Source organism: Bosea sp. AS-1, assembly GCF_002220095.1.
Lineage (GTDB): Bacteria > Pseudomonadota > Alphaproteobacteria > Rhizobiales > Beijerinckiaceae > Allobosea.
Genome location: NZ_CP022372.1, coordinates 330,004 through 349,117, shown reverse-complemented (window position 1 = coordinate 349,117; position 19,114 = coordinate 330,004). Strand labels below are relative to the sequence as shown.

Below are 19,114 nucleotides of genomic sequence, written 5' to 3'. Positions count from 1 at the left end.
GGATCACCCCAGCGCGATCGCGGCCGGTTCCGAGGTGCCGCCCTTGTCGACATGGGTCGCGATCAGGGCGGCGAGCCGCCCTGCATCACGCAGCTTCAGGGCCTGCACCATCTGCCGGTGCTCTTCATCGCTGCGCAGCAGCGCCTCATGCGAGCTCCAGACCGTGGTGCGGGATCCCCGCGCCCGATCGCGCAAGCCCCAGATCGTTTCCTCCAGCACGGCATTGCCGCAGAAGGAATACATGAGCTGATGAAAGCCGCGGTTGATCTCGCTCTGCTCCATGCGGCTGCCGGTCAGCACCGCGGCCGAGAACTGCACCGCGAGCTCCGCCAGCCGCGCGATGCTCGCATCGTCGATCCTTGCGACGACGCCCGCCGCCGCCGCCGTTTCGAGGATGATCCGGATCGCCTGGATCTCCTCATAGGTCTTGTAGTCGATCTCGGCGACGCGATAGCCCCGGTTCGGGACATGCTCGATGGTCTTGCGCACGGCGAGTTCGTCGAGGGCGCTGCGCACATCGAAGCGCGTCGCCTCGAAGCGCTCCTCGAGATCGATCTGCCTCAACCACTCGCCCGGCCGAAACATGCGCAACCGGATCGCCTGCGCGATCTCGGTGGCGAGAGCGGCACGGCGCGTGGCGGCTTTTCCGGTTTTCCGCTTGGACGGCATCGAAGGCTCTCTAGCAGGATTCAGGCGGAACGACAGAACGCGGTTGCGAAGCAATCCACAACATGCAACATAATTGGCGCCAATTATGTTGCAACAGGAGATCGCCGGTGAGTGTCATGGCGGAACAGAGCGACAAGCAGGATGGCGGCGCCGCGGCTCGCGCCAAGGCGCTCTACGAATACGGGCCGACGTCGATCTATGCCGCGAAGCACGATCCCCGCTTCGCCTACTGCCTCTATGTTCCACCGAACCTCGGCAAGACCGGTGAGAAGCCTGAGCTGATCGTCGCCATGCACGGCACCGGCCGCGGCTTCACCGGCTACCGCGATGCCTTCTCGGCTTTCGCACGCTGGAACAACTGCATCATCCTGGCGCCGCTCTTCCCGATCGGCGTGATGGGCGACGGCAACCGCGATGGCTTCAAGTACATGCGCGAAGGCGAGCTGCGTTACGACCATGTGCTGCTCGCCATCATTGAAGAGATTTCCGACCGCTATGGCATCGCCTTCGAACGCTTCGGCCTATTCGGCTATTCCGGCGGCGGCCATTTCGCTCATCGCTTCCTGCTGCTGCAGCCGCACAAGCTCTGGGGCGTCTCGATCGGCGCACCCGGCTCGGTGACCCTGCTCGATCCCACCCGCGACTGGTGGGTCGGAACGCGCAATCTCGCCGCGCTCTTCGGCCAGGAGCCGAACATCCCCGCGATGCAGAAGGTCGCGGTGCAGATGGTGGTCGGCGCGGCCGATCTGGAGACCTGGGAGATCACCCACAAGCCCGGCGGCCGCAACTGGATGCCGGATGCCAACCACGCCGGCGCCACGCGGCCGGAGCGGCTGGCGACGCTGCGCGATTCCTTCCAGCAGCACGGCATCGGCGTACGCTTCGACCTCGTCCCCAACACGCCGCATGATGGGCTGAAGGTCGTGCCTGTCGTGGAGGACTTCTTCGCCGGCGAGCTGGCGAAGCTCCGCAGCGCCCGCAAGGCGGCCTGACCGCCGCCGCCATTCAGTTCGCCAACAAGAATGTCGAACACGACAACAGGGGAATGATCATGAACCGTCTGCTCGTTTCAGCCTTCGCGCTCGCCCTCTCGGGCGGCGCGCTCCACTCGCAAACACTGACCGCCGTGCTCAACGCCGACATCCGCTCGACCAATCCTGGTGTGAACCGGGACGGCAACACCGATGCAGTCGTCCTCCACATGGTCGAGGGCCTCGTCGGCTATGCCGAAGACGGCTCGGTCGGCCCGCTGCTGGCCGAGAAGGTCGACATCTCGCCGGACGGCAAGACCTACACCTTCCATCTGCGCAAGGGTGTGAAGTTCCACAACGGCGCGACCATGACCTCGGCCGACGTGCTGTGGAGCTGGAACCGCTACATGGATCCGAAGACCGATTGGCGCTGCGTGTCGGATTTCGACGGGCGCAACGGCCTCAAGATCGTCTCGGCCACAGCGCCTGACGCTGACACCTTCGTCATGGAGATCGACAAGCCGAACGGGCTTTTCCTCGATTCGCTCGCCCGCGCCGATTGCGGCGACACTGCCGTGCTCCACAAGGATTCGGTGAAGGCCGACGGCAGCTGGGACAAGCCGATCGGCACCGGCCCCTTCATGCTCGGCGAATGGAAGCGCGGCCAGTCGGTCCAGCTCCTCGCCTTCGACCAGTATGTCTCGCCCAAGGGTGACAAGCGTGACGGCTATATCGGCTCCAAGCGCCCGCTGGTGAAGGAAGCCCGTTTCATGGTCATCCCCGATGCAGCGACGGTAAAGGCCGGCCTGCTCGCGGGCTCGCTCGACATGGCGCTGATGCCGGAATCGGACGTGCCCGACCTCAAGAATGCCCCTAATCTCGCGCTCGCCATCGCTCCGAACCCGGTTCGGCACGGCCTGATCATCCAGACCCGCGATCCGGTGATGAAGAACCAGGCCCTGCGCCAGGCGATCGCTGCCGCGATCGATTTCCCCGAGCTCGTCGCCAATGTCTCGAACGGCCTCGGCAAGCCCAACAACTCGCCGGTCTACATGACCTCGAAGTATTACGGTGACGTCGAGAAGCAGGGCTTCAAATACGACCCCGCCAAGGCCAAGGAGCTGCTCCAGAAAGCCGGCTACAAGGGCGAGAAGATCGTGATCCTCGCCAACAAGCGCTCCAGCGCACCGAGCTTCAACACCGCCGTCATTGCCCAGGCGATGATGCAGGCGGCCGGCATCAACGCCGAGATCGAAATGCTCGAATGGGCGACGCAGCTCGACCGCTACAACAAGGGCAACTACCAGATGCAGGCCTTCTCCTATTCGGCCCGCTTCGACCCCGCTCTGGGCTTCGAACAGATCTCCGGCCCCAAGGACAAGCAGCCGCGCAAGATCTGGGAGGACCCGGAAGCGCTCGCCCTGATCCAGAAGTCGATGGTGGTGACCGATACCGCTGAGCGTCAGAAGATCTTCGACGAACTGCACAAGCGTTTCATCGAGCAGGTGCCGACCATCTTTACCCATAACGACCTCGACATCATCGCCCACAACAAGCGCGTGACCGGCGTGACGCCCTGGGCGTCGCAGCTGCGGCTTTGGGAAGTGAGCGTCGCCAAGTAAGGCGGCACGGCCGGCCCCGGCATCGCACGGGGCCGGCGCTGAGGCTTGGGAGGGCCTTCGATGTTTCGTTTCGCGCTGACGCGGATCGGGATGGCGTTGCCGACATTGCTGATCGTCGCGGTGTCGGTGTTCGTCCTGATCCGGCTGATTCCGGGTGACCCGGCCCAGTTGATGCTGGGCGACCTGGCGACGCCAGCGAGCCTGGCCGATCTGCGCGCCCGACTCGGACTCGACCAGTCGCTTCCGATCCAGTTCGGCATCTGGATCGGCAATGTCCTGCACGGCGATTTCGGCCAGTCGATCTCCTCGCAGCAGGCGGTGCTGCCGCTGATCCTGCAACGCTTCTGGGTCTCGGCCCAGATCGTGCTGGTCGCGGTCTTCCTAGCGAGCCTGTTCGCAGTGCCCGCCGGCGTCATCGCCGCCTGGAAACAGGATTCCAGCCTCGACATCGGGTTGGTCGGCGCTGCCACGCTGCTGCTCTCGATCCCGACCTTCTGGCTCGGCCTGCTGCTGCTGCTCTTCTTCGGCCTCAAGCTCGGCTGGCTGCCGGTCGTCGGCTACGTCTCGATCAACGAGAACTTCAAGGCCGGCCTGATCTACCTGATCATGCCGATCATGACGCTGTTCCTGCACGAGATGGGCGTCATCCTGCGCATGGCCCGCGCCTCGACGCTGGAGGTGCTCAGGCTCGACTACATCACCCATGCCCGCGCCAAGGGTCTCTCCGAGGCCGCGGTGCTCTGGCGCCACGCCTTCAAGAACGCCTTCGGCCCGACCTGGACCCTGATCGGCCTGGTACTTGGCAACCTGCTCGGCGGCATCGCGGTCGTCGAGACCGTCTTCACCATTCCCGGCCTCGGCCGTCTGTTGGTCGATGCGATCTTCGCGCGCGACTACCCGGTGATCCAGGGCTGCATGCTCTTCGTCGCCTTCACCTATGTGCTGGTGAACCTCGTCATCGACCTCTGCTACCCGATCTTCGACCCAAGGGTGACGGCGCAATGAATGGTGACCGCACAATGAGCAGTGACGGTACAATGAGCACCGCCGGCACCGTGAAACGGCAGCGCCGCAGGAAGCTCCCGGCCCCCAATGCGCTCGTCGGTGGCACGCTGATCGCCATCCTGCTCGCCGCCGCAGGCACCGGCGCGCTCTGGACCCCCTACGATCCGCTCAAGCTCTCTTTCCGCGAAAAGCTCGTCGCGCCCGGCGCCCTGCACTGGCTCGGCACCGACGAGTTCGGCCGCGACGTGCTCTCGCGCCTGATGGCGGGGGCTGCGACCTCGGTCTGGATCAGCATCCTCACGGTCACGCTTGCCGTGGTGATGGGCACGACGATCGGCCTCGTCTCCGGCTATCTGCGCGGCTGGACCGACCGGGTCATCATGGCCTTCAACGATGCGCTGCTCGCCTTCCCCGGCATCCTCTTGGCGCTCGGCCTGCTCGCCGTGCTCGGCGCCAACAAATACGGCATCATCGTCGCACTCGGCATCGCCTACACGCCCTCCGTCGCCCGCGTCGTGCGCGGCACGGTGCTTTCGCTGCGCGAACGCGAATTCATCGCCGCCTCGCGGGTGATGGGCAATGGCGAGGGCTTCACGATGGTCCGCCATGTCCTGCCGAACTGCATCGCGCCGCTGACCGTGCTCGCGACCTCGATGTTCGGCTATGTGCTGCTGGCCGAGAGCGCGCTCTCCTTCCTGGGCCTGGGCGTACCGCCGCCGGCCCCGACCTGGGGCAACATGCTCGCGGGCTCGAGGCCCTATATCGACCAGGCCGCCTGGCTCGGCATCTTCCCGGGTCTGTGCATCTCGCTGACCCTGCTCGGCATCAACCTGCTCGGCGACGCGCTGCGCGACAAGCTCGACCCGCGGATGAGGGGCGCCCGATGACCACCAAAGCGTTTTCAAGCGAAGTGGGCGCCGGTTCGCGTCAGGAAAACGCGGCAAGCAGGAGTACCGCTCCCCTCCTCGATGTCGCCGGCCTGACCCTGAAGATCGGCACGGCCGGCCGCACCGTCGTCAACGACGTCTCCTTCCAGGTCTTCCCCGGCGAGATCGTCGGCATCGTCGGCGAATCGGGTTCGGGCAAGACGCTCGCGGCCCGGGCCGTGATGGGCTTCATCCCGCCGGCCGTGCGCCTGACCGAGGGCAGGATCCGCTTCGAGGGCCAGGACGTGATGGCGATGTCGGGCAAGGACCTGCGCGCCATGCGCGGCTCCCGCGTCGGAATGGTCTTCCAGGAGCCGATGACCTCGCTCAACCCCTCGATGCTGATTGGCCGCCAGCTCGACGAGGGGCTGGCGCTGCACGGCAAGCTCGATGCCCCCGCCCGCAAGGCACTGATCCTCGACATGCTGAGGCGCGTCGGCATCCGCGACCCGGAAGGCGCGCTCGAGTCCTATCCGCACCAGTTCTCCGGCGGCATGCGCCAGCGCATCATGCTGGCCTCGGTGATGCTGCTGAAGCCCGCGCTGCTGCTGGCGGACGAGCCGACCACCGCGCTCGACGCCGTGGTCCAGCGTGACGTGATGGAGCTGATGGTCGAGCTGACCCAGGCCAACGACACTGCCGTGCTGCTGATCTCGCATGATCTGGGCATGGTCGCGCGCTATTGCAGCCGCATCGTCGTGATGTGCCAGGGCGACGTCGTCGAGCAGGGCACAGCCGAGGACATCCTCGCCCGGCCGCAGCATCCCTACACCCGCAAGCTCCTGGCGGCGATGCCGCAGCGCCTGCCGGCCCGCTTCCTGCCCGATGGCGGAACCCCGATCGTCGCGGTGCGCGACCTCGTCGTCGAATATCCCGGCCGCCAGGGCTTCTTCCGCAAGAGCGCGGCCAAGCGCGCGCTGCACGGCATCAGCATCGACGTGAAGCCGGGCGAGGTCGTTGCGGTGGTCGGCGGGTCGGGCTCGGGCAAGACCACGCTCGGCCAGTCGATCGCAGGGCTCGTCAAGCCGGCCGGCGGAGAGATCCTGTTCAACGGCAAGCCGATCGCAAAGAGCGACACCGCCTACTGGGATTACCGCCTCAACTGCCAGATGGTCTTCCAGGACCCCTATTCATCGCTCGACCCACGCATGACGATTCAGCAGCTCGTGGGCGAACCGCTGCGACTGGTCGAGGCAATGAGCGCGGCGCAGAAGAAGGCCCGCGTCGCCGAGGTCCTGGCCGAGGTCGGGCTGAAGGACGGTTTTGCCGAGCGTTATCCCCACGAGCTCTCGGGCGGCCAGCGTCAGCGTGTCGCCATTGCCCGCGCCATCGTGCGCCGTCCGAGCTTCGTCATCGCCGACGAGCCGGTCTCCGCCCTCGATGTCACCGTGCGCGCCCAAGTGCTCGAGCTCTTCGATGACCTGCAGAAGAAGCACGGCTTCTCCTGCCTGTTCATCAGCCATGATCTCGGCGTCGTGGAGCAGGTCGCCGACCGCGTCATCGTTATGCATGAGGGGCGCATCGTCGAGGAAGGCCCCCGCGACGCCATCTTCGACACCCCCCAACACGACTACACCCGGAAGCTCCTCTCCGCCGTCCCAGGACTCGAATCTACCGGAGACGGAGGCGTCAGGCTGTTCTGGAGGCTGGGCGAGAACGAGGCTCCGCCCTCGGCCTGAGCTGGCGAGGCGTACCAGAATACGCGGTCACCCCGGGCTTGACCCGGGATGACGTTATCGTTCTGGGCGCGATCAACGCGACCCAGCAGGAGCCAAAGACGCTTAGCCCTTGCGCTGCTTGACGCCGACCAGCTCATCCCATTTGCGGAAGGCGACGACCATCTTGTCGGGCTTCAGCGGCAGCTCGATCGGGTTCTTGGCGATCAAGTCGGCATACTCCGGCCGGCCGAACTCGGCGATGACCTCCTGGCTGCGCTTCGGCGCCAGCGAGAGCGGCACGTTCTTCACAGCAGGCCCCGGATAGAGATAGCCCTCGTCATAGGAATAGGCCTGCATCTTCGGCTGCAGCACATGCGCCATGATGTCGAGCACGACAGCGAGGCGATCGTTCGGCAAACCCTTCGGCACGCACATGAAGAAGGCGTCCGAGACCCAGTGGAAGCCCTTCAGCGTCTGGATCTTGGCTTCCTTCGGCACGATGCCGAGCGCCCGCGGATTGATGTCCCAACCCGTCGTCGAGATGATGATGTCGCGCGAGCCGTCTCCGAACTCCTTCATCGTCGCGCCGGTACCGGCCGGATAGTACTCGATATGCTGGCCGAGCTCCTGAAGGTAGGCCCAGGTCTTGTCCCAGCCGCCGACCGGATCCTGCGGATCCTTGTCGCCGAGCAGGTAGGGCAGGCCCATCATGAAGGTCCGGCCCGGCCCCGAATTGGTCGGGCGCGCATACATGAACTTGTTGGGGTTGGCCTTGGCCCAGGCGAGCAGCTCCTCGGCCGTGGTCGGCACCTGCTTGACGCGGTCGGGCATGTATTCGAGCAGCGGGCCGGAAGGGTAGTAGTTCATCACCACGCCGAAGCCGGCACCCTGCGCCTTGTGCAGGTTGAGCGCCGCCGGCTCGTAATTGTCCTCGATGCCGGGGAACTTGTCGGCGAAATCGGGGAAGATCTTAAGCCAGAGATTCTGCTCGAGCCCGGCGGCAAGGCCGTCCGAGCCGGTCAGGACGAGGTCGAGATCGGAGCGGCCGGCATCTTGCTGCGCCTTGATCTTGCTCGCGAGCTCTGGCGCAGGCGCCTTCACATAGGTGATGCGCGAGACGAGCTTCGGATTGGCGCTGCGATAATCGTCGAAGGCCTGCTGCATCAGCGCAAGCGCACCTCCGACATCGATGATGTTGATAGCGACCGGTGCGGACGGCAGCGGCGGCGTGGCTGCGAAGGCGCCGGTCGCTCCGGTCGCCAGCGCGCCAAGCCCGCCCAGCACCGTGCGGCGGTCGATTCCTGTCTTGAATTCCGTCATGGTTCTCCCCTCTCTTGCTTTGATGGTGACGTCTTCAGGCCGCCGCCGTGGCGGCAAATTCGCGGATGACATCGCCGACGCGGGCTTGAACGACCCGCAGCTCCGGCGACCAGCCGATCTCGTTTTCCGGCAGGGCGATACCGGACTTTTCCAGCGCGATCGCGATCGCGGCGAGCGCATGGGTCGAGGCCATCGCCACCGCCTCCCCCGGCGTCGCAATGCCCCAGCCGACGACATTGCGCACGGCGTCGTCGAGCTTGAGCGCCGAGCCAGCCAGCGAAACGCCGCCGGGCTGGCGCACCGAACCGTCAGCCGCAAGGTCGACCGGCATGCCGGCAAAGCTGTAGCGCCCCGGTTCGGCGCCGGCCGCAACCACCGCATCCGTGACCAGGATCGAGCGCTCGAACCCTTTCGCCCGGATCAGGCTCTTCAGCGCCTTGGGGTGGATGTGGATGCCGTCGGCAATGAAGCCCGCCATCAACCGATCTTCCGCGAGCTGCGCGAAGAGCGGGTTGACGAGCTTGTGCATCTGCTGCGGCAATCCGTTGCCGAGATGGGTCGAGAGCGTCGCGCCTGCATCCGCCGCCGCGACGATGGTCTCGAAATCCGCCGCCGCATGGCCGATGGCGACGACCTTGCCCAGGCGGGACAGCGCCGCGGCAAGCGCGATGCCGCCTTCAACCTCCGGCGCCAGCGTCACCATCAGGATGGGTCGTGCGAGCTTCCGCTCCAGCCCGACGACCAGCTCGGCATTCGCAGCCGTCATCGCCTCGGGCGGATGGCAGCCGGCATAGCCCGGCGCCGGATTGAGGAACGGGCCCTCGAGATGATAGCCTGGGCACATCAGCGGTCCGAGCCGGCTTTCGCCGATCGCCTTGTCGAGCGTCGTGAGACGCGCCTCCAGCTCGTGCGGAAGCGCGGTGATGATCGTCGGCAGGCAGGTGGTGACACCCGTCGCCAGCATCGCCTCCAGCGCCCGGTCGAGCTCGGCCGCGGTGATCGTCCCGGAATTGAAATCGACCCCGGCGAAGCCGTTGACCTGCAGATCGACGAGACCGGGCGTACGCATCCTCAGCCCTTCCGCGTCAGCAGGGAAGCGGCGGCCGGGTCGATGAACAGCACCGTGCGCGGATGCTTCTGCAGGATCGAAGCGGGGCTCAGATTGCTGACCGGTCCCTCCAGCGCCGCCTTCGTGGCCTGCGCCTTGCGGGTGTCCGAGACCGACAGCACGATCAGCTCGCTCTTCATGATCTGGCGGATGCTCATCGAGATCGCCCGCTGCGGCACCGCTTCGAAGTTCGGGAACCAGCCCTCGCCGAACTGCTGGTGCCGGCAGGCATCATCCAGCGCCACGACGATATAGGGGTCCTCGGTGTCGAAATCGGCCGGCGGATCGTTGAAGGCGAGGTGGCAGTTCTCGCCGATGCCGGCGAAGCAGACCGCGATGCGTCGGCCGGCGATCAGGCTGTTGAGCTTCGCCACATTCGCCTGCACGTCGCCCTCGCCATCGACAGGAACGAAGGTCGGCGCGTCGTTCAGCGGCGCCAGGAAGCGCTCGCGCAGATAGCGCCGGAAGCTCGCCGGATGCGTCTCGGGCAGTCCGACATACTCGTCGAGATGGAAGGCAGTGACCTTCGACCAGTCGATGCCCTCGGCCTTGACCAGATGAGAGAGCATCTCGAACTGGCTCGCGCCGGTCGCAACGATGATCGAGGCCGCGCCGTCACGGGCAATCGCCTCGCGGATCGCCTGGGCGCCGAGCGCCGCCGCCTGCCGGCCGAGCTCGTCCTTGTCGGAAGCGACATGCATCTCGATCATGGATTTTTGAACCTTTTGCGAAGTAAATTTTCCGATATTCTACGATTGAGCTTCACCAAGGTCGCCCCGAAACGCAATGATTAATTTTGAACGCAACCGTTCTGAAACATCTCTCGCGGCTGCCAGGCTGCCATGAGCCTCGTCGCGCTCGACGAGACGCGCTTCACGCTGGCGCATCAACGTGATTGCGCTCGCGCCTATGAACTGGTTCTCGCCGGTCAGGCCCATTCGCGCGGCGAACTCAGTCGCCTGCTCGGGCTGCGCTCCACCAGCACCTCCCGCGTCGTGGCCGATCTGGTCGCCAGCCGTCTCGTCATCGAAACGACAGGCGAGACCGCCGGCCGCGGTCGGCCGGCAGCCATCCTGCTGGCCCATGCCAGGCGGATCGGCGCCTCGGTGATCCATGTTTCCAGCCAGTCGCTCTCGGGCGCCCTGGTCGATCTCAGCGGCCACCTCATCGCCGAACACCGCATGCCGATCGAGGCCGATGCGAGCAACGCGGTCATCGCCGAGGCCATGACCAAGCTGGCCCAAACGCTGCTCGATGCAATGCCAGCCGGCATGAGCCATGCCGGCACGGCCGTCTCGCTCTCCGGCCTGATCGATCTACGCCGGGGCCAATGGCTGCTGGCCTCGCGCTGGCCGCGGATGCGCGGGCTTGATATCGCGGCGATTCTCGCGCCCGTCGCCGGCCCCGTCGAAATCTGCCGCAATCTCGATGCTGAACTGCGCGCCCGCGCCGGGCGGGAGCCGGACCAGTTCAGCGGCGGCACGCTGCTGCTGCATTGGGGCTGGGGCATCGGCCTGGCCTATGCCCAGGACGGCAAGCCCTTCGCGCCGGCAGGCTCCTTCGGCGAGCTCGGCCATTGGCGGCTCGCGGCACTGGGCGACCGTTCCTGCGGTTGCGGCAACACCGGCTGCCTGGAGACCGGGGCCGCGCTCTGGGCCCTGCTCCCTCTCCTGCGCCGATATTGGCCCCAGCTCGACGAGGACGAAAAGCGCCTGGCGCGGCAGCTCGCCAGCCTCGACCTCGTCGCTCTGCCGGAAATCGATATCGCCTGCCGGTCGCTGGCGCGAGCGCTGGCCAATGCCTGCCGCCTGCTGTTTCCGAGCCGGATCGCAATCAGCGGCCCCTTTGCCGCCAACCCGCAGCTCTGGGCGCATTTCAACACGCTGTTCCGGGCCGAGGGCACGATGGACGGTTTCGCCGTGCCGGATCTCGTCAGCGTCGATGCCAGCCAGCTCTACGAAATCCACGGTGCCGCAGCGCCACTCCTGAGCCGCGCCGCCGAGAAGCTTCTGCTGTCCCCCGCATGAAACACCGGCATGCGCGCGGGAAAGCGCGTGCCAGCCATGCAACGAATTGCGCTTGGCAGGAGAGAAAGTGGTGCACTAGTATCCCAGAAAGAAGGCTCCGCGGCGTCACTCATGGCGTCAGAAGAGAGCCATAAACCCAGGGAGAGATCATGACCCACCCGACACGACGCACCGTCATGGCCGGTGCCGCCGGCCTTGCCGCATTGAAGGCAGGCGGCGCTTTCGCGCAGGGCGCAGCCGCCCCCGTCGCGCTCAACATCATCGACGTCGCCGGCAACCTGCAGCTCACCCAGGCGGCGATCGAGCGCTTCGCCAAGGAGAACCCGAAGCTCGTCTCGCGGCTGAACTTCTCGCGCGCGCCCTCGCCGGAGCTGCCCGGCAAGCTCAAGGCCCAGCAGCAGGCCAACCGCGTCGACATCGACCTCGTGCTGACCGGCCCAGGCGCCATGTCGGACGGCATCCAGCAGGGCCTGTGGGTCGATGTCTGGAAGTCGCACGCCAAGGACCTGCCCAAGGCCGAGGAGATCTATCACGAGCAGGCTCTGATGATGCAGCGCAACTTCGGCCAGAATGAAGGCGTCGCCGTCGTCTACTCGCCCTCCGGCCCGCTCTTCGAATATGCCCCGGACCGTCTCAAGACCGTGCCGAAGACGGCCGAGGAGCTGCTCGCCTATGTGAAGCAGAACCCGAAGCGCTTCACCTATGCCCGGCCTGTCAATTCCGGCCCCGGCTGGACCTGGCTCATGGGCCTGCCCTACATCCTCGGCGATTCCGACCCGAGCGACCCGATGAAAGGCTGGGACAAGAGCTGGGCCTATCTCAAGGAGCTCGGCACCGGCATCGACTACTATCCCGGTGGCACCGCCGCGACGATGAAGGAGCTCGGCGAAGGCACCCGCGACGTCATCGTCTCGACGCTGGGCTGGGACATCAACCCGCGCGCGCTCGGCATTGTGCCGAAGGAGGCCAAGGTCTTCGTCCTCGACAAAACCCACTGGATCCCGGACACGCAGTTCATGTGCGTCCCCAAAGGTGTGCCGGCCGAGAAGATGCCGGCGCTGCTCGCACTGATGTCCTACATGCTGAAGCCAGAGGCACAGGCCTATACCTTCGACAAGGGCTATTTCTATCCCGGCCCGGCGGTGAAGGGCGTGACCCTCGCCATGGCCCCGCAGGAAAGCCGCGACGTGCTCGCCGAATTCGGCCGCCCGGAATACGACAAGCTGATCGAGAGCCTGCCGACCAAGCCGCCGCTGACGCCGGAGCGCCTCGTCGCCGCCTTCCGCCGCTGGGACCAGGAAGTCGGCGTCGGCCACGGGGCACCGCAGTAGCATGCGCTTTGCGGCCATCGGCCTCGACCACCGCCATATCTACCATATGGTCGGTGGTCTTCTCGAAGCCGGCGCGAGCTGCGTCGGCTTCGATCCCGCGACCAGCGACGAGCGGGTGCTCGCCGGATTCCGCGAGCGCTTTCCGACCTTGCCGGAAAGCACGGCGGACAGGCTGATCGACGATCCGTCGATCGACCTCATCCTCTGCGCCGCCATCCCCGCCGAACGCGCCGCCATCGCCGTCCGGGCCATGCGGGCCGGCAAGGATGTCATGGTCGACAAGCCGGGCGTCACCGATTTCGACCAGCTCGCCGCGGTCGAGCAAGCGGTTGCGGAAACCGGCCGCATCTTCTCGGTCTGCTTTTCCGAGCGCTTCATCGTCCCCGCGACTATCATAGCCGGCAAATTGATTGCCGACGGCGCGATCGGCCGTGTCGTCCAGACGCTCGGGCTCGGCCCGCACCGCTTCAACCGCGCGATCCGCCCGGACTGGTTCTTCGACAAGCGCCACTATGGCGGCATCCTGACCGACATCGCCTCTCACCAGATCGACCAGTTCCTGCACTTCACCGGCTCGGACGATGCCGAAATCGTCGCCTCCGGCGTCGGCCATTTCGGCGGCTCGGATTTCCCTGATTTCGAGGATTTCGGCGAGATCCTGCTGCGCAGCGACAAGGCCGGCGGCTATATCCGCGTCGACTGGTTCACCGCCGACGGTCTGCCGACATGGGGCGACGGGCGCCTGACCATCCTTGGCACCGAGGGCACCATCGAGCTGCGCAAATATGTCGACATCGCCGGCCGGTCCGGCACCGACCACGTCTTCCTCGTCGACAGAACCGGCACACGTCATATCGACGCCTCGCGCGAGCCGCTGACCTATTTCCGTGACCTGATCGCGGATATCGGCGCCCGCAGCGAAACCGCCGTCGGCCAGCGCCACACCTTCACTGTTTGCCGCCTCGCGCTCGAAGCTCAGGCGAAGGCCACATGGTTGCCAGCGCGGCCTGAAGCGCGCCCCTGAGGAGCCGTCATGACACGCAAGCTCGGCATCGCCATCATCGGCCTCGGCCCCGCCTCGCTGCCGCATTCGAAAAGCCTGCTCGACCTCGCGGACCGCGCCGAGGTTCGCTGGGCGCTGAGCCGCACGGCCGATCGCGCCAAGGCCTATGCCGCGCAGTTCCCCTTCCCGACCACAACCGATCTCGACGCGGTTCTGACCGATCCCGCCGTCGACGCCGTCATCGTGCTGACGCCACCATCGAGCCATCTCGACGTCTCGGCATTCTGCCTCGAGGCCGGCAAGCATGTCCTTGTCGAAAAGCCGCTGGAACTGACCAGCGAGCGCGGTCAGCGTCTCGTCGACACCGCCCGCCGTACCGGGAGGACCTTCGGCGTCACGCTGCAGCATCGCTTCCGGCCGGCGAGCCTGCGGCTCAAGGCAGCGCTGGACTCCGGCGAGCTCGGCAGCATCGAGGCCGCCTTCCTCAACGTGCCCTGGTGGCGCCCGCAGAGCTATTACGACGAACCGGGCCGCGGCACGCTCGCTCGCGACGGCGGCGGCGTGCTGCTGACGCAGGCGATCCATTCGCTCGACCTGTTCCGCTCGCTCGTCGGCGTCTCGAAGGTTGTGGCCGCACAGGCCCGCACCACCGCGCTGCATCGGATGGAGACGGAGGACTATGTCTCCGCTCTGCTCGAAACCGGTAGCGGCGCGCCGGCGACCCTCATCACCACCACCGCCGCCTATCCCGGCTATCCCGAGCGCATCGAGATCACCGGCACCAAGGGATTCGCGTCGCTGATCGGCGGGCGGCTCAGCCTCGCCTTTCTCGATGGGCGCGAGGAGATCGTCGAGGCGGAAGGCTCGACCGGCAGCGGCGCCAACATCATGGACTTCCCGCACGACGCCCACCGTGCCGTCATCGCCGATTTCCTCGATGCGATCGAGCAGGGTCGCGACCCGATCGTCACCGGCGAGGAGGCTCTGGCCTCGCAGAAGCTCGTCGACGACATCCTGCGGGCCGCGCGGCAGAGCACCTGAGCTCGGCGGTTCTTGACTTCCCGGCGGATTCCGGCGCTCCAAGGGACGATGCCTGAAAGTCGTTTCGTGAACCGCCACTGCACCCCCATCAGCTCCGACAGACGCGCGTCCGACCGCTTCGGATGCGTCCGATGAGTGTCGTTCTCGCCTGCGATCTCGGCGGCAGCAGCTTTCGCGCCGCGCTGATCGACCGGCACGGCGAAACGCGCGCCGAGCATGCCGTTGCCGGCCCCGCGCTGGACGACCACCTCGATCGTTCCGAGGTGACGGCGGAAGCCTGGTGGGAGCTGCTGCTCCAGGCCGCGGGCCGGCTCGCGCAGGACGAGCCCGGCCTGTTCTCCGAGATCGAAGGCATCGCCGTCTGCGGGGTCACGCGCACACAGATCTTCCTCGGGCATGACGGCCGCGAGCTTCGCCCCGCCCTGACCTGGAAGGATGCCCGCGCCGAGGTCGTTGCCACAGGCTTGCGCGGGAAACTGGGCACGCACCTCGAAGCAGCCCGCATCAACGCCTTTCACCCGCTGGCGCGCCTCGCCTGGCTCGCACAGGCCGAGCCGGAGCATTTCCGCGAACTCGCTCGCGTGCTCGAGCCCAAGGACTATCTCAACTTCCGGCTGACTGGCCGGCAAGTGAGCGACCCGGTTTCGATGGCGCGCCTCGTCGCCTGCGCACGACCGGATGGTGATGACTCCGCCCTGACAGCGCTCGGACTGTCGTCCTCCGTCATCCCCACGCTGCTTGAGCCGAACGATCGCGTCGATCCGGTTCGAGCAGGCTTGCCTGCCCCGCTCGACCGCCTCGCCGGCCTGCCCGTCTTCTGTGGCTGCAACGATACCTGGGCGGCGGTCGCCGGCCTCGGCGCTCTGCGGACGGGCTACGCCTACAATATTTCGGGGACCACCGAGGTTCTGGGCGTGCTCGGCCCGGAGGATATCGAGGTCGAAGGCCTGATCACGGTCGACTGGGGCGGTTTCTGGCATCTCGGCGGGCCGAGCCAGAACGGCGCCGATACCGCCACCTGGCTGTCGGGCCTGCTCGGTGGTGAAGGCAGTGTCGGCGAGCATATCGAGAGGCTGCTCGCGGGGCGTCGCCATCCGCAGCCTCTGCTCTTTCTGCCCTATCTCCAGGGCGAGCGCGTGCCCTACTGGAATCCGAACCTGCGCGGCGCCTTCATCGGGCTCAATCGCCAGCATGGACCGACCGACCTCGCCTATGCCGTGCTGGAAGGCGTCGCCTGCCTCAATCGCATCGTGCTGGAACGGGCGGAGGCAGCGCTCGGCCGTCCGGTCGACGAGATCCGTTTCGGAGGCGGCGCCGCTGCGAATTCGGTCTGGGCCCAGATCAAGGCCGATCTCTGTGGCCGCCCCGTCATCGTCGGCAACGCCAGGGAACCCGGCCTGCTCGGCGCCGCGATCATCGCCTGGACCGGGCTCGGCCATTTCGCATCGCTCGCCGCCGCACAGGATGCGCTCGTCGGTATCGCCCGGCGTTATGAGCCCGATCCGGCCCGGAAGGCCGCCTATGACACGCTTTACGCGCTCTTCCGGCGCAGCGAGCAGGTGCTCGCACCGATCTCGGCCGACCTTGCCGCTCTGGCGCAGAATCCCGGCCCGTTGCCGGGGCTCGCTGGCGCCGGGACAGCTCCTTGAGGAACTCGCTTCATGACCGCCACCCCCTCCGATCCCGTCACGAGCACGCGCAATGGACAAGCCCCCGTCACGCTTCTGACCGGGGCCTCCGGTGGTATCGTCGGCGCGCTGGCGGCGATCCTCGCACGCGCCGGGCACCGTCTCGTACTGTCCGGGCTCGACCAGCCCGGCCTTGATGCTGTCGCAGCCGAGGTCGCGGCTGCCGGTGGCCAAGCCGTCGCGCTCGCCGCCGATCTGCGGGAGCGCGACTTCGCTCGCATCCTCGTCGATCTCACCGTCAAGACCTATGGCCGCCTCGATCATCTCGTGACGGGCGCCGGTGCCTCGCGCCCGGTACCGATGGTCGAGATGGAGGATGAGGAATGGGACAGGCTCGTCGACCTCAACCTTTCGGCCGTTTTCCGTATGTCGAAGGCCGCCGCACGGCAGATGATCGCGCAGGGAGACGGCGGCGCCATCGTCCATATCTCCTCGATCGCCCATAGCAATGGCGGCGCCAATCTCGCTTATGGCTCTGCCAAGGGCGGCGTCGCGACCCTGACCTACGGCATGGCGCAACAGCTCGGCCCGCATGGAATCCGCGTGAATGCAGTTGCGCCCGGCATCATCGATACGCCAATGGTGCGCAACGGATTCGCCCAGCAGTTCAACGCGCTGGTCGAGGGCGCAGCGCAGCGGACGCCGCTGGGGAGACTGGGACGGCCTGAGGATGTCGCCAACGTGATCGCATTCCTGCTTTCGGAAGGCGCCGCCTTCGTCACCGGCGCGCTGATCCCGATCACCGGCGGCATCGAGATCCTGTCGCCGATCTCCACCATCGCGAAAGGGGCCTGAGCCGGATGGGGGGCCTCCACCTGCGCGAATTGATCGGCCGCTACGGCACGGCGATGGCCGGGCTGGCGCTGATCCTGTTCTTCCTGGTCTTCGCGCCGAACTTCGCCACGACGACCAACATCATCAACGTGCTGAAGGATACGAGCTTCCTCGCCATCCTGGCGCTCGGCTTCACCCTCGCCTTCACCGTGGCGGAACTCGATCTTTCCGTCGCCGAGGTCGCAAGCCTCGCGGCAGTCGTCTGCGGCTGGCTGGTCCACCTGCATTATCCGCCGGCCGTGGCGGTCGCAGCAGCTTTGGCCGTCGGCATCGTGTTCGGTTCCCTCAACGGCTTCGGCGTAACGCGGCTGCGCATTCCCTCGCTGATCATGACACTGAGCACTGGCGCCATCGCGCGCGGCTGTGCCTTCATGATCACCCAGGGCGTCGCCTTCGTCGGCCGCTGGCCGACCCAGTTCACCGGGCTGGCGCGTGGCTATACCTTCGGCATCCCCAATCTCGTGCTCTGGCTCATGGGCGCCACGCTCTTCGCTTGGGGGCTGATCAAATGGACCCGCACCGGCGCCCATATGGTCGCGACCGGCGAGGCGGACGAGGCAGCGCGGCTCGCCGGCATCGCCACGGCGCGGATGAAGCGCATCGGCCTGCTGCTCGCGAGCGTCTTCGCCAGCATCATGGCAGTGCTGCTCGCCGCCAACCTCTCGTCTGCCGCTCCCAACATGGCGGGCGACTACCTGCTCTATGCCATTGCGACCGTGCTGCTTGGCATGACGATGTTCGAACCCGGCAAGCCGAACGTGCCCGGCACGGTCTTTGCGGCGCTGGTGCTGAAGGTGCTCGGCAACGGCTTGGTGCTGCTCGGGGCTGCCTATTACGTTCAGGACATCATGCTCGGCGCGATCATGATCGGCTCCGTCGCCTTTTCGGCCAGCGCGATCCGGAAAGTGGCGTTCAAGGTCTGAAATTCAGGTTCGAAGAAGCGACAGAGGGGAGTTCACATGTTCGGTTTGCGAAAAATGCTGGTCGCGGCTGCGGCACTGCTGGCGTTCGGCCAGTCTGCCGGCGCCTTTGAGCTCGGCATCATCGGTTTCCAGTTCACCTCGGAGACGCATGCCCGCGTCGCCAATGCGGCGGCGGCCGCTGCCAAGGCCAAGGGCTGGAACGTCACGCTGCTGAACTCGGAAGGCGCGCTGCCCAAGCATGCCGAGCAGTTCGACGCGCTGATCGCCAAGAAGGTGGATGCCATCATCATCGCCATGGGCAAGCCGGTCGAGGCCGACGCCCAGTTCAAGGCGGCCAAGGACGCCAAGATTCCGGTCATCACCGTGCAGTCCGGTTCGAGCCCGCATGCGCTCTTCGACATCCAGTCGAACGAATACAAGATCGGCGCCGATGCAGCCCTCTATCTGCTCGGCCAGCTCGGCTATCAGGGCAATATCCTGACGGCCCGCTTCGACCTCAACGTCGCCTCGCGCATCCGCGGTAAGATCCTCGACGTGGTCCTGGCCGAGAACCAGGCCGTGAAGGACATCGGCAAGTTCTCGATGGCCCGCACCCAGAGCTGGCGCGACGATGTCCGCTCCGGCATGCAGGCGCTGCTCCTGCAGAATCAGGGCAAGGTCAACGGCATCTGGGCGTCCTTCGACGGGCAGGCCTACATCATCGATGACCTGCTGCAAGCTCAGGGTGTGAAGAAGGGCGAAATCCCGCTTGTCTCGGTTGATGGCGGCCAGGAGAGCTACGAGCGCATCGCCGATCCGAACTCGACCTTCATGGCAACTGTGTCGATTCCCTTCGAGGAAATGGGCAAGAAAGCGGTCGACGCGATCCAGACCATCGTCGTCGACAAGAAGCCGAAGGAGACCGTGGCGAGCGGCCCCTATCTCTTCATGGACGCAGTGCTGGTCGACAAGAACAACGTCCAGCAGTTTTTGAAGAAGTGAGCGTGCG

17 protein-coding genes are annotated in these 19,114 nt (G+C 66.2%); 13 read left to right on the top strand and 4 right to left on the bottom strand.

Annotated elements, in window-relative coordinates:
* Positions 1-3: 3 nt before the first annotated feature.
* Positions 4-669, bottom strand: coding sequence for a GntR family transcriptional regulator (locus CE453_RS03340; RefSeq protein WP_089173289.1), 666 nt, complete (start codon positions 667-669; stop codon positions 4-6).
* A 116-nt stretch (positions 670-785) separates the two neighbouring features.
* On the opposite strand from CE453_RS03340, the gene CE453_RS03335 reads away from it, so the two are divergent.
* The 5 genes from CE453_RS03335 to CE453_RS03315 are packed head-to-tail and all read left to right on the top strand — an operon-like array spanning position 786 to position 6,872.
* Positions 786-1,661 (top strand): alpha/beta hydrolase family protein, encoded by an 876-nt coding sequence (locus CE453_RS03335; RefSeq protein ID WP_089173288.1) that lies wholly within the window; start codon positions 786-788, stop codon positions 1,659-1,661.
* 59 nt (positions 1,662-1,720) lie between these two features.
* Positions 1,721-3,262, top strand: a complete 1,542-nt coding sequence (locus CE453_RS03330; protein ID WP_089177680.1) for an ABC transporter substrate-binding protein — start codon at positions 1,721-1,723, stop codon at positions 3,260-3,262.
* A gap of 60 nt (positions 3,263-3,322) precedes the next feature.
* Positions 3,323-4,267 (top strand): ABC transporter permease, encoded by a 945-nt coding sequence (locus CE453_RS03325; RefSeq protein WP_089173287.1) that lies wholly within the window; start codon positions 3,323-3,325, stop codon positions 4,265-4,267.
* A gap of 32 nt (positions 4,268-4,299) precedes the next feature.
* Positions 4,300-5,154, top strand: a complete 855-nt coding sequence (locus tag CE453_RS03320) for an ABC transporter permease (protein ID WP_089173286.1) — start codon at positions 4,300-4,302, stop codon at positions 5,152-5,154.
* The gene (locus tag CE453_RS03315) at positions 5,151-6,872 is read left to right on the top strand and encodes an ABC transporter ATP-binding protein (RefSeq protein WP_089173285.1); all 1,722 of its coding nucleotides are present in this window, start codon (positions 5,151-5,153) and stop codon (positions 6,870-6,872) included. Before CE453_RS03320 ends, CE453_RS03315 begins: the two co-directional genes overlap by 4 nt.
* Before the next feature lie 102 nt (positions 6,873-6,974).
* Here CE453_RS03315 and CE453_RS03310 read toward each other — a convergent pair whose 3' ends face one another.
* The 3 genes from CE453_RS03310 to CE453_RS03300 are packed head-to-tail and all read right to left on the bottom strand — an operon-like array spanning position 6,975 to position 9,989.
* Entirely contained in the window at positions 6,975-8,171 is a 1,197-nt protein-coding gene (locus CE453_RS03310) for an extracellular solute-binding protein (protein ID WP_089173284.1), read from the bottom strand.
* 34 nt (positions 8,172-8,205) lie between these two features.
* Positions 8,206-9,240 carry an N-acetylglucosamine-6-phosphate deacetylase gene (locus CE453_RS03305; protein ID WP_089173283.1) on the bottom strand — a complete coding sequence of 345 codons (1,035 nt, stop codon included), beginning with the start codon at positions 9,238-9,240 and terminating at the stop codon, positions 8,206-8,208.
* A 2-nt stretch (positions 9,241-9,242) separates the two neighbouring features.
* Positions 9,243-9,989: a glucosamine-6-phosphate deaminase gene (locus CE453_RS03300; protein ID WP_089173282.1), complete on the bottom strand. Its 747-nt coding sequence runs from the start codon at positions 9,987-9,989 to the stop codon at positions 9,243-9,245.
* Positions 9,990-10,121: 132 nt separating this feature from the next.
* On the opposite strand from CE453_RS03300, the gene CE453_RS03295 reads away from it, so the two are divergent.
* The 8 genes from CE453_RS03295 to CE453_RS03260 all read left to right on the top strand — a co-directional run bounded on the left by CE453_RS03295 (position 10,122) and on the right by CE453_RS03260 (position 19,107).
* On the top strand, positions 10,122-11,306 hold the full coding sequence (locus CE453_RS03295; protein WP_089173281.1) for an ROK family protein: 1,185 nt from the start codon (positions 10,122-10,124) through the stop codon (positions 11,304-11,306).
* Positions 11,307-11,455: 149 nt separating this feature from the next.
* Entirely contained in the window at positions 11,456-12,637 is a 1,182-nt protein-coding gene (locus CE453_RS03290) for an ABC transporter substrate-binding protein (RefSeq protein WP_089173280.1), read from the top strand.
* A gap of 1 nt (position 12,638) precedes the next feature.
* Positions 12,639-13,661, top strand: coding sequence for a Gfo/Idh/MocA family protein (locus CE453_RS03285; protein ID WP_089173279.1), 1,023 nt, complete (start codon positions 12,639-12,641; stop codon positions 13,659-13,661).
* Positions 13,662-13,670: 9 nt separating this feature from the next.
* Positions 13,671-14,681, top strand: a complete 1,011-nt coding sequence (locus CE453_RS03280; protein WP_089173278.1) for a Gfo/Idh/MocA family protein — start codon at positions 13,671-13,673, stop codon at positions 14,679-14,681.
* Positions 14,682-14,812: 131 nt separating this feature from the next.
* On the top strand, positions 14,813-16,330 hold the full coding sequence (locus CE453_RS03275; RefSeq protein WP_089173277.1) for a xylulokinase: 1,518 nt from the start codon (positions 14,813-14,815) through the stop codon (positions 16,328-16,330).
* A gap of 12 nt (positions 16,331-16,342) precedes the next feature.
* The gene (locus CE453_RS03270) at positions 16,343-17,164 is read left to right on the top strand and encodes an SDR family NAD(P)-dependent oxidoreductase (RefSeq protein ID WP_089173276.1); all 822 of its coding nucleotides are present in this window, start codon (positions 16,343-16,345) and stop codon (positions 17,162-17,164) included.
* 5 nt (positions 17,165-17,169) lie between these two features.
* A complete protein-coding gene (locus CE453_RS03265; RefSeq protein ID WP_198302246.1) occupies positions 17,170-18,126 on the top strand; it encodes an ABC transporter permease in 957 nt (318 codons plus the stop codon).
* 36 nt (positions 18,127-18,162) lie between these two features.
* A complete protein-coding gene (locus CE453_RS03260) occupies positions 18,163-19,107 on the top strand; it encodes a sugar ABC transporter substrate-binding protein (protein ID WP_089173275.1) in 945 nt (314 codons plus the stop codon).
* Positions 19,108-19,114: the final 7 nt, after the last annotated feature.